The following is a 16,710-nucleotide window of genomic DNA, read 5'->3' as shown; positions in this document are numbered from 1 at the left end:
CATGAAGACCTATCACGGAAGCTGCTTCTGCAGCGCAGTCGCCTTCGAGGCCGACGGCGATCTGGCTGATGGCACCATGCGGTGCAACTGCCGGTTCTGTCGCAAGATGCGCTATTGGGAAATGCTTCTGCCGGATCCGGACGGGTTGCGTTTGCTGCGGGGTGCAGATGCCTTGGCCGAGACGCCCCGGATGCAGGATGACGGGCTGGATATGCACCACGTCTTCTGCGGGCGCTGCGGGACGCGGCTGTGGACCCAGGGGAACTTGGCGGAACTGGGCGGGCGCTTCACGATGGTCTTCGTCCCGGCCCTGGACGATGTGCCGGAAGAAGAACTGATCGCGGTTCCCGTGTTTCATGCCGACGGGGCGCATGACGATTGGACAAGCGAGGCGCGGGAAACGCGCCACATCTAGAACCTGCGCCGCAAGCCAGGGCTGCGGCGCATCCATCGCTTACTGGCCGTCAACCGCGGCCTGGTTGACCCCGCCCTCGGCGATGCGGGTCATGTGTTCGTCGCCTTCACGGGTGCTGTCCAGGCATTCCTGAAGCGCGGCCCCGTCGTCGTCATGGCCCAGACGGTTCGCAAAGGTCCGCACGCAGCCATAGCCCGCGATGGCGTAATGGGTCAGCCGCTGATACTGGGTGATGATCGCCGCGTCCTGCGTGTCCTCGTCGCCGAAGTCGGTTTCGATGGCGTGCTTGCGGGCCTCGGCCACCAGGCCTTCCATCCCCCGGCAATGTTCGCCGGTCGGATCGGTGTCGTGCTGGTTGCAGATGCTGGCCAGGGTTTCCATGCCGCGCGCGATGCCCTGGTTGCCGGCGATCAGCGCCTCGGACAGTTCCCGAGACTTGGCGACGCGGCCCATTTCGGTGACGATCGCCATGGATTGTTTGCAGGCGGAATAAAGGTCTTTCAGCTGGTGCAGGTAAAGGTCGTTCAGGTTCTTGATCGCCATGATCTGTGTCCTTTCGGGTGGCAGTCTTTTCATCTCGTGCAACGTGCGGCCTGTCGCATCGTTCCAGGGCACCGCGGCTTGACACGAGGCGCCGATAGGTCCAGCAAGCGCACCCTGCCTGATCCTGTTCACGACATTCCGGTGACGCAATGTTTTCGTGGTTCGAACGACGCATCGACCCTTATCCGACCGAAACGCCGGAGATGCCGCCCCGGTCGCTGGTCCGGTTCGTGCTGTATTACAGCCAGGGCGCGATCCCGTGGCTGCTGCTGGTGGCCGTTACGTCGTCCCTGATCGCGATCGTCGAGGTCGTGCTGTTCGGTTGGTTGGGCGAATTGATCGACCAGTTGTCGCAAACGCCGCGCGACCAGTTCTGGGATCTTCACGGCGGGCGGCTGGCCTTCATGGCCCTTGTGCTTCTGCTGGTGCTGCCCGCGCTGAACCTGCTGGGATCCCTGGTCCTGTATCAGGGTTTGATGGGCAATTTCCCGCAGCGCATCCGCTGGCGGGCGCACCGGTATCTGCTGCGCCAGTCGGTCGGATACTTCCAGGACGAATTCGCGGGCCGGATCGCGCAGCGGCTGATGCAGACGGCCCTGGCCGTGCGCGAGGTCGCGATGAAGGCCATGGATGTGGGCAGCTATGTCGTGATCTATTTCCTGGGCGCGCTGATCCTGGCGGCCAGCCAGGACTGGCGCCTGGCGCTGCCTTTCCTGGCCTGGGTCGCGGCCTATGGGATCATGCTGTGGCAGATCGTCCCGCGCCTGGGCCGGGTCGCGCAGGCCCAGGCGGATGCACGGTCGGGCATGACGGGCCGGGTCGTGGACAGCTATACCAACATCGCGACGGTCAAGCTGTTTTCCCATTCTTCGCGCGAGGAATCCTGGATGCGCGACGGCATGGATGCCTTTCTGCAAACGGTTTATGTGCAGATGCGCCTGTCCAGCATCCAGGACATCGCGCTAAACGTGATCAACGTGGCCTTGGTCGCTTCCGTCGCGGGCGTCGGGCTGTGGCTGTGGACGGGCGGGCTGATCGAGGTCGGCGCGGTGGCCGTGGCCGTTCCCTTGGCGATGCGGATGAACAACATGGCGCACTGGATCATGTGGGAATTCGCCGCCCTGTTCGAGAATATCGGCACCGTGCGCGACGGCATCTCCAGCCTTGCCCTGCCGCGAGAGGTCAAGGACGCACCCGATGCCAAGCCCTTGGTCCGGGGGCCGGGCGCTGTCAGCTTTGACAATGTCACCTTCCGCTATTGCGGCATGGAAGGCGCGCAGCCGATGGCGGTTCTGGACGACCTGACCCTGCACGTCGCGCCGGGTGAACGGGTCGGGCTGGTCGGCCGGTCGGGGGCGGGGAAATCCACCCTGATCAACCTGCTGCTGCGCTTTCACGACATCGAACAAGGCCGGATCTCCATCGACGGGCAGGACGTGTCCCGCGTGACCCAGGACAGCCTGTGCGGTGCCATCGGCGTGGTGACGCAGGACAGCTCTCTTCTGCACAGATCCGTGCACGACAACATCGCCTATGGCCGCCCCGACGCAACCGAGGACGAGATCGCCCAGGCCCTGCGCATGGCCGAGGCGCATGATTTCGTGCCGCTTCTGTCCGACAGCCAGGGCCGCCGGGGTCTTGATGCCCATGTCGGCGAACGCGGCGTCAAGCTGTCGGGCGGGCAGCGCCAGCGCATCGCCATCGCCCGCGTGGCCCTGAAGGACGCGCCGATCCTGATCCTGGACGAGGCGACGAGTGCCCTGGACAGCGAGGCCGAGGCCGCCATCCAGTCCCGCCTGGACGTGCTGATGGCTGGCAAGACCGTGATCGCCATCGCCCACCGCCTGTCCACCATCGCCGCGATGGACCGGCTGATCGTCATGGACGGCGGCCGGATCATCGAACAAGGCAGCCATGCCGACCTGCTGGCCGGGGACGGGCTGTATGCCCGGCTGTGGGCGCGGCAGTCCGGCGGGTTCCTGGCGGCGGACACCGACGCCTGAGGCGCGTTTCCCCGCTTGACGCGCCCTTGCGCAAACCCTATCAGACCCCCACTGCAGGGGTTTAGCTCAGTTGGTAGAGCATCGGTCTCCAAAACCGAGGGTCGTGGGTTCGAGTCCCCCAACCCCTGCCAGTCTTCCAGACATCACCGATCACGCAGACTTTCGCGCGCCAGGGCCGCGATCAGGTCCGTGCGCGTGACGATGCCTGCGATGCGCCCGTCCTCCAGCACCGGCACGGCGTCGGTGCCGCTGGACGCCAGGTGCGGCAGCAGCGCGGCAATCGGCGTGTCGGACCGGGCCGTGGGCAGACGGTCCCCCATCACGTCGGCGGCACGCAGGTCCGATCCCGCGCGCGACAGCCTGCCGTCGGGGCGGAACCGGGCATGGGCGCGGGCGATCAGGTGCAACTGGAAGATCACCCCCAGATAGCGCCCTTCCGGTCCCACCACCGGCAGCGACGTGAAGCCGTGCCGCGAAAACAGCGCCGCGATTTCCAGCAGGGGCATGGCGGGATCCACCGTCACCAGGTCGGTCGACATGATGTCGCCTGCGGTCTGCGGCTGGATGCGGTGGGATGCCGCCTGCATCTCGGCTGCGGCGATCAGGCGGGCCAGATCCTCGACCCCCAGGTTCAGCGCCTGGTTATAGCGGACCAGGATGCCTGCCAGCTCGTCCTCGGTCAGGCCCAGCCGCTCGGGCGGGGCGGGGTCGGTGGTGCCGCTGGGATTGACCTCTCCGAACCGGCGAAAGGGATAGCGCCGCCCGGTCGCATGGGCATAGACAAAGGCGATCGCCACCAGCAGCGCCGTTCCCGCCGCCACCGGCACGAAGGCAAAGCCCAGACCCAGGGGCGCGATCTTGTCCGCCCCGATGGCCACCGTCATCGCCACCGCCCCGCCCGGCGGATGCGTGGCCCGGCACAGCGCCATCGCCATGATCGCCGCCCCGACCGACAGCGGAACGGCAATCACCGGATCGCCCGCCAGACGGCAAACCAGCAGCGCCACCAGGGCCGACAGCGTATTGCCGACAATCGCGGGCCAGGGCTGGGCCAACGGGCTGTTCGGGGCGGCAAAGATCAGGACCGAGGTCGCCCCGAAAGGCGCGATCAGATAGATACCCAGCCACAATTCGGGCGCGGCGAGGATCGCCAGACCCCCGGCCACGGCAAGACCGATGATGGCGCCGACGCCCGCGCGCAGCGCCTCGGCCGCGGGAACGGCGGCGACGGTCGGTCCCAGGGACCGGAACCGGGAATGGCCCTTCTGATCGACAAGGATGCGCATGATCCGGCCCTTTGCTATTGCGAACCGACCCCTAGGAAATGGGCAGGCGGGCTGCAAGCCGTCAGCGCCGCTGTTCCGACCTTTGCAGGCTGGCCGCTGCCTTGCGCCTTCCGGTGATTTGCACGTGGCATCGGCTTCGAGGCGGCGGGGCAGGGCGGGACAATACACCGGCGAGCAACCGGATCGTCAGCACCGAACAGTCTATAGGCTTTGCGATCGGGCCATCCAGAACCGCTGTGACGCGTTTCGCAAGACTGCGCGTGAAGCGGACACGACGCGGCAGGCACGGGTGGACCTGTAACGGCGGGCTTGAATCACCGGGCCGCGGCGGATACATGGGCGGTCGTCTTGTCAAGGAGCCTGCCGTGGCCACCAATCCCGTCCAGTTCATCAACCAGGTCCGCGCCGAGGCGGCCAAGATTTCCTGGCCGACCCGGCGCGAGGTGATCACGACGACGATCATGGTCCTGATCCTGGCCGCGCTGTTCAGCGTGTTCTTTTCGCTGGTGGATTTCGCAATCCGTTTCGGAATCACTGAAGGGCTGCGCTTGATCGCCAACTGATCGGGGCTTGCATTCGGGACCGCCAAGGGGTATTTGCCCCCGACTGTCCGGCAGACGGCGTGCATCGAATCCGCGTGCGCGCCGATTTCGATTTTGACGGACGCATGAGAATTCAAGGGGTTGCCGGGCCTGGGCTTGGGTGATTCCCGCAGACGAACAGGGGTTTGATCGAACATGGCAAAGCGTTGGTATTCGGTCAGCGTCCTGTCGAACTTCGAAAAGAAGGTCGCCGAGGCGATTCGTCAGGCCGTCGCCGAAAAGGGCCTGGAAGACCAGATCGACGAAGTGCTGGTCCCGACCGAGGAAGTGATCGAAATCCGCCGCGGCAAGAAGGTCACGTCCGAACGCCGCTTCATGCCGGGTTACGTGCTGGTCCACATGGATATGTCGGACCGCACCTATCACCTGGTGAACTCGATCAACCGCGTCACCGGGTTTCTGGGCGCGCAGGGCAAGCCCCAGCCGATGCGCGACGACGAGGTGAACGGGATGCTGAACCGGCGCGAGGATGGCGAAAAGGCTGCCCCGCGCAACCTGATCCGCTTTGACGTGGGCGAAAAGGTGAACGTGACCGATGGCCCGTTCGAAGGCTTCTCGGGCATGGTCGAGGAAGTGGACGAGGCATCGTCGCGCATCAAGGTGACGGTGTCGATCTTTGGCCGGCCCACGCCGGTCGAACTGGAATTCACGCAGGTCGCCAAGACCGCGTGATCGTGCGCGGGAGGCGTGAAGCCGCACCGCTAAGTCGGCCCGCATCGCGGGCGTGATGACAAAGGAGAAGGCCCCATGGCCAAGAAAGTCGTCGGCAGCCTCAAGCTGCAAATCAAGGCGGGCCAAGCCAACCCGTCGCCCCCCGTCGGCCCCGCACTGGGTCAGCGCGGGATCAACATCATGGCTTTCTGCAAGGAATTCAACGCCCGCACGCAGGAGATGGAGCAGGGTTCCCCCGTTCCGGTCGTGATCACCTATTACGCCGACAAGTCGTTCAGCTTTGACACGAAGACCGCGCCTGCGTCCTTCCTGCTGAAGAAGGCCGCTGGCCTGAAGCCTGTGGGCAAGCGCAACCGCGCCAAGGGTTCTGACAAGCCGGGCCGCACGGTCGCCGGTTCCATCACCGTCAAGCAGGTGCGCGAGATCGCCGAAGCCAAGATGAAGGACCTGTCGGCCAATGATGTCGAACAGGCGATGAAGATCATCCTGGGTTCCGCCCGGTCGATCGGTATCGAGGTGAAAGGCTAAGCCATGGCGAAGATTTCCAAGAAAAAAGCCGCCGCCCGCGCCCAGTTCGAAGGCAAGGCCAACCTGACCGTCGAAGACGCGATCACCCTGGTCAAGGGCGCGGCATCGGCCAAGTTCGACGAGACCGTCGAGATCGCGCTGAACCTGGGCGTCGACCCGCGCCACGCCGACCAGATGGTCCGCGGCGTGGTCACGCTGCCCGCAGGCACCGGCAAGGACGTTCGCGTCGCCGTCTTCGCCCGTGGCCCCAAGGCTGACGAAGCCAAGGCCGCCGGTGCGGATATCGTGGGCGCCGAAGACCTGATGGAGACGATCCAGTCCGGCAAGATCGAGTTCGACCGTTGCATCGCGACGCCGGACATGATGCCGCTGGTCGGTCGCCTGGGCAAGATCCTCGGCCCGCGCAACCTGATGCCGAACCCCAAGGTCGGCACGGTGACGATGGACGTGAAATCGGCCGTCGAGGCCGCCAAGGGCGGCGAAGTCCAGTTCAAGGCCGAAAAGGCGGGCGTGGTCCATGCCGGGATCGGCAAGGTGTCGTTTGACGCCGACAAGCTGGCCGTGAACCTGCGCGCCTTCGTGGACGCGGTCAGCCGGGCCAAGCCCTCGGGTGCGAAAGGGACTTACATGAAGAAAGTCTCGATCAGCTCGACCATGGGGCCGGGCGTGTCGGTGGACGTGTCCTCCGCGACCGCGAGCTAAGATTTCCGGCGCAAGCCGGGATGGCGGGGCGCCTGTCGCCCCGTCCTGTCCGAGACGGAGGGTGCGGGGAAACCCGCTTAATGTCCTTCCTGAGATAGGGAAGCATTTTTCCGAAGGCTCTTTCTTCGGTGATCTTGCCCTAGCGGACCCGACCTGCCCCCCCGTGGGGCGGGAAAAGTGAGAGCCGGGGGGAAACCCCCAACTTGGAGTGAAACCGTGGATAGAGCACAAAAAGAACAGCTGGTCGAAGAACTCGGCCAGATCTTTGAAAGCTCTGGCGTCGTGGTGGTTGCCCACTACGAGGGGATGACGGTTGCACATATGCAGGATCTCCGCTCGCGCATGCGCGAAGCCGGCGGTTCGGTTCGCGTGGCCAAGAACAAGCTCGCCAAGATCGCCCTGGAAGGTAAGGCCTGCGCAAGCATCGCCGACTATCTGACGGGCATGACCGTGATCACCTATTCGGAAGATCCGACCGCTGCGGCCCGGATCGCCGACAAGTACGCCAAGGACAACGATCGTTTCGTGATCCTGGGCGGCGCAATGGGTGATTCGGCCCTGGATCCGGCCGGTGTGAAAGCCGTCGCCTCGATGCCGTCGCGTGAAGAGCTTATCGCTCAGATCGTGTCGTGCCTTGGTGCGCCTGCTGCCAACATCGCCGGCGCCATTGGCGCGCCTGCTTCGAACATCGCGAGCATTCTTACGACCCTTGAGGAACGTGAGGCTGCGTAAGCAACCCCAATTCCCGCGTGTGGTTGAAAACCCGACGTTGGAACATTAACTGAGAGAACGGAAAAATGGCTGATCTGAAACAACTCGCCGAACAAATCGTGGGCCTGACCCTGCTGGAAGCCCAGGAACTGAAGACCATCCTGAAAGACGAATACGGCATCGAGCCGGCTGCCGGTGGCGCCGTCATGATGGCCGGCCCGGCCTCGGGCCCGGCTGAAGCCGCCGAAGAAAAGACTGAATTCGACGTCGTTCTGGTCGAAGCCGGCGCCAACAAGATCAACGTGATCAAGGAAGTGCGCGCGATCACCGGCCTGGGCCTGAAAGAAGCCAAGGATCTGGTCGAAGCCGGCGGCAAGGTCAAGGAAGGCGCTTCCAAGGCCGATGGCGAAGAAATGAAGAAGAAGCTCGAAGCGGCTGGTGCCAAGGTCGAGCTGAAGTAATCGGCCTTTTGGCTGGTTCGAACAGGGCAGGGTCCGGGTTTTCCCGGTCCCTGCCGAACCTGTCTTGAAGGGCGGTCTGTGACAGACATTCCTTCAGGGCATGTTCAAGGTTCGGGAGCCGCGCGGTGGGACGCTCGGCACGAATTGGACCTTATCCCCCTGCATTCGTAGGCCCGTGTCCTGGGTGCCCCGACCTGGACCGCGCGAAGACGAAAGGTGACAAGACCCCATGGCGCATTCCTATGTCGGCCAAAAGCGTATCCGGCGCTATTACGGCAATATCCGCGAAGTCCTGGAGATGCCGAACCTGATCGAGGTTCAGAAATCTTCCTATGACCTGTTCCTGAATTCGGGCGAGGGCGCCGGCCACAACGATGGCGACGGGATCCAGGGCGTGTTCCAGTCGGTTTTTCCGATCAAGGACTTCAACGAGACGGCGACGCTGGAATTCGTGAAATACGAACTCGAGCGGCCGAAATACGATGTGGACGAATGCCAGCAGCGCGACATGACCTATGCCGCGCCGCTGAAGGTGACGCTGCGCCTGATCGTGTTCGATGTCGATGAAAACACCGGTGCCAAATCGGTCAAGGACATCAAGGAACAGGACGTGTTCATGGGCGACATGCCCTTGATGACCCTGAACGGGACGTTCATCGTGAACGGCACCGAGCGCGTCGTCGTGTCCCAGATGCACCGTTCGCCCGGCGTGTTTTACGACCATGACCGCGGCAAGACCCATTCCTCGGGGAAATTGCTGTTCGCCTGCCGGATCATTCCCTATCGCGGGTCGTGGCTGGATTTCGAATTCGACGCCAAGGATCTGGTGTTCGCGCGCATTGACCGCCGCCGCAAGTTGCCGGTGACGACGCTGCTTTACGCGTTGGGCATGGACCAGGAAGGCATCATGGATGCCTTTTACGAAACCGTGAACTATACCCTGCGCCGCGAGGGCCGGTCGCAAGGATGGGTTACGCGGTTCTTCCCGGAACGCGTGCGCGGCACTCGTCCGTCCTATGACCTTGTGAATGCCGATACAGGCGAGGTCATTGCCAGCGCCGGTGACAAGGTCACGCCCCGCCTGGTCAAGAAGCTGCAGGAATCGGGCGACGCGCTGAACCTGCTGGTTCCGTTCGAGCGGATCATCGGCCGTTTTGTGTCGAAGGATATCGTCAACGACACCACCGGCTTCATCTATGCCGAAGCGGGCGACGAGATCACCGCAGAATACAACAAGGAAGGCGACCTGTCGGGCGGCTTGCTGAAAGTGCTGCTGGACAACGACATCACCGAGATCCCGGTGCTGGACATCGACCATGTGAACGTCGGCCCCTATATCCGCAACACCATGGCTGCCGACAAGAACATGGGCCGCGAAGGCGCGCTGATGGACATCTATCGCGTCATGCGTCCGGGCGAGCCGCCCACCGTCGAGGCCGCGCAGAACCTGTTCAACAGCCTGTTCTTTGACAGCGAACGCTATGACCTGTCCGCCGTGGGCCGGGTCAAGATGAACATGCGCCTGGATCTGGATGCACCCGACACCCAGCGGACCCTGCGCCCCGAGGATATCGTGGCCTGTGTTCGTGGCCTGGTCGAACTGCGTGACGGCAAGGGCGAGATCGACGACATCGACCACCTGGGCAACCGCCGGGTGCGTTCGGTGGGCGAACTGATGGAGAACCAGTACCGCGTCGGTCTGCTGCGCATGGAACGCGCAATCCGCGAACGGATGTCGGGAGTCGAGATCGACACCGTGATGCCGCAGGATCTGATCAACGCGAAACCGGCGGCGGCTGCGGTGCGTGAATTCTTTGGCAGCTCGCAGTTGTCGCAGTTCATGGACCAGACCAACCCGCTGTCCGAGGTGACGCACAAGCGTCGCCTGTCGGCCCTCGGGCCGGGCGGTCTGACGCGCGAGCGCGCGGGCTTCGAGGTTCGCGACGTCCACCCGACCCATTACGGCCGGATGTGCCCGATCGAGACGCCGGAAGGCCAGAACATCGGCCTGATCAACAGCCTCGCGACCTTTGCCCGCGTGAATAAGTATGGCTTTATTGAAACCCCTTATCGCAAGGTGATCGAGGGTCAGGTGACCGACGACGTGGTCTATATGTCCGCGACCGAGGAAATGCGTCATACGGTGGCCCAGGCCAACGCGACGCTGGATGCGGATGGCCGGTTCGTTGACGAACTGATCTCGACCCGGCAAGCGGGCGATTTCACGCTGAACCCGGTCGATGCCATCGACCTGATCGACGTGTCGCCCAAGCAGCTGGTCTCGGTCGCCGCGGCGCTGATCCCGTTCCTGGAAAACGACGACGCCAACCGCGCGCTGATGGGTTCGAACATGCAGCGCCAGGCGGTTCCGCTGCTGCGGGCCGAGGCGCCGTTTGTCGGCACCGGCATGGAAGCCACCGTTGCGCGTGACTCGGGCGCCGCCATCATGGCGCGCCGGGGCGGCATCATCGACCAGGTGGATGCGCAGCGGATCGTTGTGCGCGTCACGGAAGGTCTGAGCGCAGGCGATGCGGGCGTGGACATCTATCGTCTGCGCAAGTTCAAGCGGTCCAACCAGTCCTCGACCATCAACCAGCGTCCGCTGGTCAAGGTGGGCGAAAAGGTCATGGCCAACCAGGTCATCGCGGATGGACCCTCGACCGACCAGGGAGAACTGGCGATCGGCCGGAACGTGGTTGTCGCGTTCATGCCGTGGAACGGCTACAACTACGAGGACTCTATCCTGATTTCCGAGCGGATCCACCGCGACGACGTGTTCACTTCGATCCATATCGACGAATACGAGGTTGCGGCCCGCGACACGAAGCTGGGGCCTGAGGAGATCACCCGCGACATCCCGAACGTGGGCGAGGAAGCCCTGCGCAATCTGGATGAGGCCGGCATCGTCTATATCGGCGCCGAGGTCGGACCGGGCGACATCCTGGTGGGCAAGATCACCCCCAAGGGCGAAAGCCCGATGACGCCGGAAGAAAAGCTGCTGCGCGCCATCTTCGGCGAAAAGGCGTCGGACGTGCGCGATACTTCGCTGCGCCTGCCGCCCGGCGCTTACGGGACCATCGTGGAAGTCCGCGTCTTCAACCGTCATGGCGTGGACAAGGACGAACGCGCGCTTCAGATCGAGCGCGAGGAAGTCGAGCGTCTGGCACGCGACCGCGACGACGAACAGGCGATCCTGGACCGCAACATCTATGCGCGCCTGAAATCGCTGATCCTGGGCAAGTCCGCCGTGAAGGGTCCGAAGGGCATCAAGGCCAATTCGGACATCACCGAGGATCTGCTGGGCACGTTGTCGCGCGGCCAATGGTGGCAGCTTGCCGTCAGCGAGGAAGACACCGCCAAGGAAGTCGAGGCGCTGAACCATCAGTATGACGCCCAGAAGAAGGCCCTCGAGGCCCGCTTCGAGGACAAGGTCGAGAAGGTCCGTCAGGGCGACGACCTGCCTCCGGGCGTGATGAAGATGGTCAAGGTCTTTGTCGCCGTGAAGCGCAAGCTGCAGGCGGGCGACAAGATGGCCGGCCGTCACGGCAACAAGGGCGTCGTGTCCAAGGTCGTGCCGATCGAGGATATGCCGTTCCTGGCGGACGGCACCCCGGTCGACCTGGTTCTGAACCCGCTGGGCGTGCCGTCGCGCATGAACGTCGGCCAGATCCTGGAAACCCACATGGGCTGGGCATCGCGTGGTCTTGGCATCAAGATCGACGAGGCACTGGAAGATTACAGGCGCAACGGCGACATGACCCCGGTCCGTGAGGCGATGAAGATCGGCTATGGCGACGACATGTATGCCGAAACCTTCGAGAGCATGGATGACGACCTGCTGGTCGAACACGCCAACACCGTGCGCACCGGCGTTCCCATCGCCACGCCGGTCTTCGACGGCGCCAAGGAGGCTGACGTGAACGATGCGCTGACGCGTGCCGGGTTCGACACCTCGGGTCAGTCGGTGGTCTTCGACGGCCGCTCGGGCGAGCAGTTCTCGCGCAAGGTGACGGTGGGGATGAAGTATGTCCTCAAGCTGCACCACCTTGTCGATGACAAGATGCACGCGCGCTCGACCGGGCCTTACAGCCTCGTGACCCAGCAGCCGTTGGGCGGCAAGGCGCAGTTCGGCGGACAGCGCCTGGGTGAGATGGAGGTCTGGGCCCTTGAAGCCTATGGCGCCGCCTATACCTTGCAGGAGATGCTGACGGTCAAGTCGGACGACGTGGCGGGCCGGACCAAGGTCTATGAATCCATCGTCAAGGGCGACGACAACTTCGAGGCCGGCGTGCCGGAATCGTTCAACGTGCTGGTCAAGGAGGTCCGGGGTCTGGGCCTCAACATGGAACTCCTGGATGCGGAGGAGGACGAGTAACGGCGCCTGCAGGCACGCACCCTGTGACGCCACGGGGTGCGTGATCTTCACGCACCGTTTCTCCCCCGCGCCCTTTCATTAGGAAAAAAGAATGAACCAGGAACTTGCCACCAATCCCCTGAACCCGCTGGCCCCGCCGCGGCAGTTCGACGAAATCAAGATCTCGCTGGCCTCGCCCGAGGAAATCCTCGCCTGGTCCTATGGCGAGGTGAAGAAGCCCGAAACGATCAACTACCGCACGTTCAAGCCCGAACGGGACGGCCTGTTCTGCGCGCGCATCTTTGGTCCGATCAAGGACTATGAATGCCTGTGCGGCAAGTACAAGCGCATGAAATATCGCGGCCTGGTCTGCGAGAAATGCGGCGTGGAAGTGACCCTGCAAAAGGTCCGCCGCGAGCGCATGGGCCATATCGAACTGGCCGCGCCCGTGGCGCATATCTGGTTCCTAAAGTCGCTGCCCTCGCGCATCGGCCTGATGCTGGACATGACGCTGCGCGATCTGGAACGGATCCTGTATTTCGAGAACTATGTCGTCATCGAGCCGGGCCTGACCGACCTGACCTATGGCCAACTGCTGTCCGAGGAAGAATTCCTGGACGCGCAGGACAACTATGGTGCCGACGCCTTCAGTGCCGATATCGGGGCCGAGGCGATCCGCGCGATGCTGGCCAATATCGACCTGCAAGCCACCGCAGACCAGCTGCGCGAGGATCTGAAGGAAGCCACGGGCGAGTTGAAGCCCAAGAAGATCATCAAGCGTCTGAAGATCGTCGAAAGCTTCCTGGAATCGGGCAACCGTCCCGAATGGATGGTCCTGACGGTGATCCCGGTCATTCCGCCGGAACTGCGCCCGCTGGTTCCGCTGGACGGCGGCCGTTTTGCCACGTCCGACCTGAACGACCTGTATCGCCGCGTCATCAACCGCAACAACCGCTTGAAGCGCCTGATCGAGCTTCGTGCGCCCGACATCATCGTGCGCAACGAAAAGCGGATGTTGCAGGAATCAGTCGATGCGCTGTTCGACAACGGCCGCCGCGGCCGCGTCATCACCGGCAATAACCGCCGCCCGCTGAAGTCGCTGTCCGATATGCTGAAGGGCAAGCAGGGCCGCTTCCGCCAGAACCTTCTGGGCAAGCGCGTGGACTTTTCGGGCCGTTCGGTCATCGTGACCGGCCCCGAACTGAAGCTGCACCAGTGCGGCCTGCCCAAGAAGATGGCCCTGGAACTGTTCAAGCCGTTCATCTATTCGCGGCTTGAGGCGAAGGGCCTGTCCTCCACCGTCAAGCAGGCCAAGAAGCTGGTCGAGAAGGAACGCCCCGAGGTCTGGGACATCCTGGACGAGGTGATCCGCGAGCATCCGGTCCTGCTGAACCGGGCGCCCACGCTGCACCGTCTTGGCATCCAGGCGTTCGAGCCGATCCTGATCGAGGGCAAGGCGATCCAGCTGCACCCGCTGGTCTGTTCCGCCTTCAACGCCGACTTCGACGGCGACCAGATGGCCGTTCACGTGCCCTTGTCGCTGGAAGCGCAGCTGGAAGCGCGTGTCCTGATGATGTCCACGAACAACGTGCTGTCGCCTGCCAACGGCGCGCCGATCATCGTGCCGTCCCAGGACATGGTGCTGGGCCTGTATTACGTCTCGATGCAGCGCGACGGCATGAAGGGGGAAGGCATGATCTTCTCCAACGTGAACGAGGTCGAGCACGCCCTTGCCGCAGGCGAGGTGCATCTGCACGCCAAGATCACCGCGCGCATCAAGCAGATCGACGAGAACGGCAACGAGGTCGTCAAGCGGTATGAGACCACGCCGGGCCGTGTCCGGCTGGGCGCGCTGCTGCCCATGAACGCCAAGGCGCCGTTCGAATTGGTCAACCGTCTGCTGCGCAAGAAGGACGTGCAGGTCGTCATCGACACCGTTTACCGCTACTGCGGGCAAAAGGAATCGGTGATCTTCTGCGACCAGATCATGGGCCTTGGCTTCCGCGAGGCGTTCCGTGCCGGCATCAGCTTCGGCAAGGACGACATGGTCGTTCCCGACACCAAGTGGAACATCGTCGGCGAAGTCCAGGAACAGGTGAAGGAGTTCGAACAGCAGTATCTGGACGGCCTGATCACCCAGGGCGAGAAGTACAACAAGGTCGTGGACGCCTGGTCGAAGTGCAACGACCGCGTGACCGAGGCCATGATGTCCACCATCTCGGCCACCCGCAAGGACGGGAACGGCGCCGAAATGGAGCCGAACAGTGTCTATATGATGGCCCATTCCGGGGCGCGTGGTTCCGTCAACCAGATGAAGCAGTTGGGCGGGATGCGCGGCCTGATGGCCAAGCCTTCGGGCGAGATCATCGAGACGCCGATCATCTCGAACTTCAAGGAAGGCCTGACCGTTCTTGAGTACTTCAACTCGACCCACGGCGCCCGCAAGGGTCTGTCGGACACCGCGTTGAAGACCGCGAACTCGGGCTATCTGACGCGGCGTCTGGTGGACGTGGCGCAGGACTGCATCATCCGCGAACACGACTGCGGGACCGAGCAGGCGATCACGGCATCCGCAGCCGTGAACGACGGCGAGGTCATCAGCCCGCTGTCCGAACGCGTGCTGGGGCGCACCGCGTCCGAGGATGTCCTGGTTCCGGGCGAGGACGAGATCATCGTCCGCGCCAACGAGGTGATCGACGAACGCAAGGCCGATGCCATCGAGGCGGCGGGCGTGCAGACCGTGCGCATCCGTTCGGCCCTGACCTGCGAGTCGGAAGACGGGATCTGCGCGCTGTGCTATGGCCGCGACCTGGCACGCGGCACGCTGGTCAATATCGGCGAGGCGGTGGGCATCATCGCCGCGCAGTCCATCGGCGAACCGGGCACGCAGCTGACGATGCGGACCTTCCACATCGGCGGCATCGCGCAGGGCGGCCAGCAGTCGTTCCAAGCCGCTTCGCATGAAGGAACGGTCCAGTTCCGCAACGAAAGCCTGCTGACCAATGCCAATGGCGAACAGGTCGTGATGTCGCGCAACATGCAGTTGCTGATCCTGGACGATCAGGGGCAGGAACGCGCCAGCCATAAGCTGTTCTATGGGTCCAAGGTCTTCGTCAAGGAAGGCGAACGGGTCATTCGCGGCGCCAAGCTGTTCGAATGGGATCCTTATACCTTGCCGATCATCGCCGAAAAGGGCGGCATGACCAGGTTCGTCGATCTTGTTTCGGGTATTTCCGTGCGCGACGAGACCGATGATGCGACCGGGATGACGCAGAAGATCGTGACCGACTGGCGCTCTGCGCCAAAAGGCAACGACCTGAAGCCCGAGATCATCATCATGGATGAGAACGGCGAACCAGTGCGCAACGAGCAAGGCAACCCGATCAGCTATCCGATGTCGGTGGACGCGGTCCTGTCGGTCGAGGACCAGCAGGAAATCCGTGCCGGCGACGTGGTGGCGCGCATCCCGCGCGAAGGCGCCCGGACCAAGGACATCACTGGGGGTCTTCCCCGCGTGGCGGAACTGTTCGAAGCCCGTCGTCCAAAGGATCACGCCATCATCGCCGAGGTCGACGGCTATGTGCGCTTTGGCAAGGACTACAAGAACAAGCGCCGCATCACCATCGAGCCGTCGGAAGAAGGCGGGACGCCGGTTGAATACATGGTGCCGAAAGGCAAGCACATCCCGGTGCAGGAAGGCGACTTCGTGCAGAAGGGTGACTATATCATGGACGGCAACCCGGCCCCGCACGACATCCTGCGGATCATGGGGATCGAGGCGCTTGCGGATTACCTGATCGACGAAGTGCAGGACGTGTACCGGTTGCAGGGCGTGAAGATCAACGACAAGCACATCGAGGTGATCGTTCGCCAGATGCTGCAGAAGATCGAGATCACCGACAGCGGCGACACGACCTTGCTGAAGGGCGAGCATATCGAGCGCGATGAGTTCGAGGAAGAAAACGCCAAGAGCGAAAGCAAGGGCGGCCGTCCTGCAAAAGGCGAGCCGGTGCTGCTGGGCATCACAAAGGCCAGCTTGCAGACCCGCAGCTTCATCTCGGCCGCGTCCTTCCAGGAAACGACCCGCGTGCTGACCGAGGCAGCCGTTCAGGGCAAGCGCGACAAGTTGCTTGGCCTGAAGGAAAACGTCATCGTCGGGCGGCTGATCCCGGCAGGCACGGGCGGCGCCACCGCCCGCATCCGCCGCATTGCGACCGAACGCGACGCCGAGGTGATCGAGGCCCGTCGTGCCGAAGCCGAAGCGGCGGCGGCCCTGATCGCCCCCGCGACGGAACAGGTCGCGCCCCAGATGGCGGCCGACCTGCCGCAAGACGGCGACGAGTGATCGTTCTGCGATAAGATGCAAAGGCCCGGCAGCGATGCCGGGCCTTTTGCGCTTCAGGCATATCGGATGCCGGTCAAAGGACAGGAAG

At 63.5% G+C, this 16,710-nt stretch carries 12 protein-coding genes and 1 tRNA gene; 11 read left to right on the top strand and 2 right to left on the bottom strand.

Going from position 1 to position 16,710, the window contains the following annotated elements; all coding sequences use genetic code 11:
* Position 1: 1 nt before the first annotated feature.
* Positions 2-415, top strand: coding sequence for a GFA family protein (locus Q5701_RS18410; RefSeq protein ID WP_306752416.1), 414 nt, complete (start codon positions 2-4; stop codon positions 413-415).
* Between the two features lie 39 nt (positions 416-454).
* Here Q5701_RS18410 and Q5701_RS18405 read toward each other — a convergent pair whose 3' ends face one another.
* Positions 455-958, bottom strand: coding sequence for a ferritin-like domain-containing protein (locus Q5701_RS18405; RefSeq protein WP_234853858.1), 504 nt, complete (start codon positions 956-958; stop codon positions 455-457).
* 149 nt (positions 959-1,107) lie between these two features.
* Here Q5701_RS18405 and Q5701_RS18400 point away from each other — a divergent pair, with 149 nt between their 5' ends.
* On the top strand, positions 1,108-2,961 hold the full coding sequence (locus Q5701_RS18400; RefSeq protein WP_306752415.1) for an ABC transporter ATP-binding protein: 1,854 nt from the start codon (positions 1,108-1,110) through the stop codon (positions 2,959-2,961).
* Between the two features lie 55 nt (positions 2,962-3,016).
* Positions 3,017-3,092 (top strand) — tRNA-Trp (locus Q5701_RS18395).
* 12 nt (positions 3,093-3,104) lie between these two features.
* Here the strand turns inward: Q5701_RS18395 and Q5701_RS18390 are convergent.
* Positions 3,105-4,247, bottom strand: a complete 1,143-nt coding sequence (locus Q5701_RS18390; protein ID WP_306752414.1) for an HPP family protein — start codon at positions 4,245-4,247, stop codon at positions 3,105-3,107.
* A 335-nt stretch (positions 4,248-4,582) separates the two neighbouring features.
* On the opposite strand from Q5701_RS18390, the gene secE reads away from it, so the two are divergent.
* The 8 genes from secE to rpoC all read left to right on the top strand — a co-directional run bounded on the left by secE (position 4,583) and on the right by rpoC (position 16,622).
* Complete coding sequence (secE, locus tag Q5701_RS18385) at positions 4,583-4,810, top strand: preprotein translocase subunit SecE (protein ID WP_234853855.1); 228 nt, start codon at positions 4,583-4,585, stop codon at positions 4,808-4,810.
* A 174-nt stretch (positions 4,811-4,984) separates the two neighbouring features.
* On the top strand, positions 4,985-5,521 hold the full coding sequence (nusG, locus tag Q5701_RS18380) for a transcription termination/antitermination protein NusG (RefSeq protein WP_234853854.1): 537 nt from the start codon (positions 4,985-4,987) through the stop codon (positions 5,519-5,521).
* A gap of 75 nt (positions 5,522-5,596) precedes the next feature.
* Positions 5,597-6,049: a 50S ribosomal protein L11 gene (gene rplK / locus Q5701_RS18375; protein ID WP_234853853.1), complete on the top strand. Its 453-nt coding sequence runs from the start codon at positions 5,597-5,599 to the stop codon at positions 6,047-6,049.
* A gap of 3 nt (positions 6,050-6,052) precedes the next feature.
* The gene (gene rplA, locus Q5701_RS18370; RefSeq protein WP_234853852.1) at positions 6,053-6,751 is read left to right on the top strand and encodes a 50S ribosomal protein L1; all 699 of its coding nucleotides are present in this window, start codon (positions 6,053-6,055) and stop codon (positions 6,749-6,751) included.
* Between the two features lie 216 nt (positions 6,752-6,967).
* Positions 6,968-7,483 (top strand): 50S ribosomal protein L10, encoded by a 516-nt coding sequence (gene rplJ / locus Q5701_RS18365; protein WP_234853851.1) that lies wholly within the window; start codon positions 6,968-6,970, stop codon positions 7,481-7,483.
* A gap of 65 nt (positions 7,484-7,548) precedes the next feature.
* Positions 7,549-7,923: a 50S ribosomal protein L7/L12 gene (rplL, locus tag Q5701_RS18360; protein WP_306752413.1), complete on the top strand. Its 375-nt coding sequence runs from the start codon at positions 7,549-7,551 to the stop codon at positions 7,921-7,923.
* Positions 7,924-8,152: 229 nt separating this feature from the next.
* Positions 8,153-12,298: a DNA-directed RNA polymerase subunit beta gene (rpoB, locus tag Q5701_RS18355; RefSeq protein ID WP_306752412.1), complete on the top strand. Its 4,146-nt coding sequence runs from the start codon at positions 8,153-8,155 to the stop codon at positions 12,296-12,298.
* Between the two features lie 91 nt (positions 12,299-12,389).
* Positions 12,390-16,622 (top strand): DNA-directed RNA polymerase subunit beta', encoded by a 4,233-nt coding sequence (gene rpoC, locus Q5701_RS18350; protein WP_306752411.1) that lies wholly within the window; start codon positions 12,390-12,392, stop codon positions 16,620-16,622.
* Positions 16,623-16,710: the final 88 nt, after the last annotated feature.

The organism is Paracoccus actinidiae (assembly GCF_030863885.1).
GTDB lineage: Bacteria > Pseudomonadota > Alphaproteobacteria > Rhodobacterales > Rhodobacteraceae > Paracoccus > Paracoccus everestensis.
This window is presented reverse-complemented; position numbering and strand designations above follow the sequence as displayed.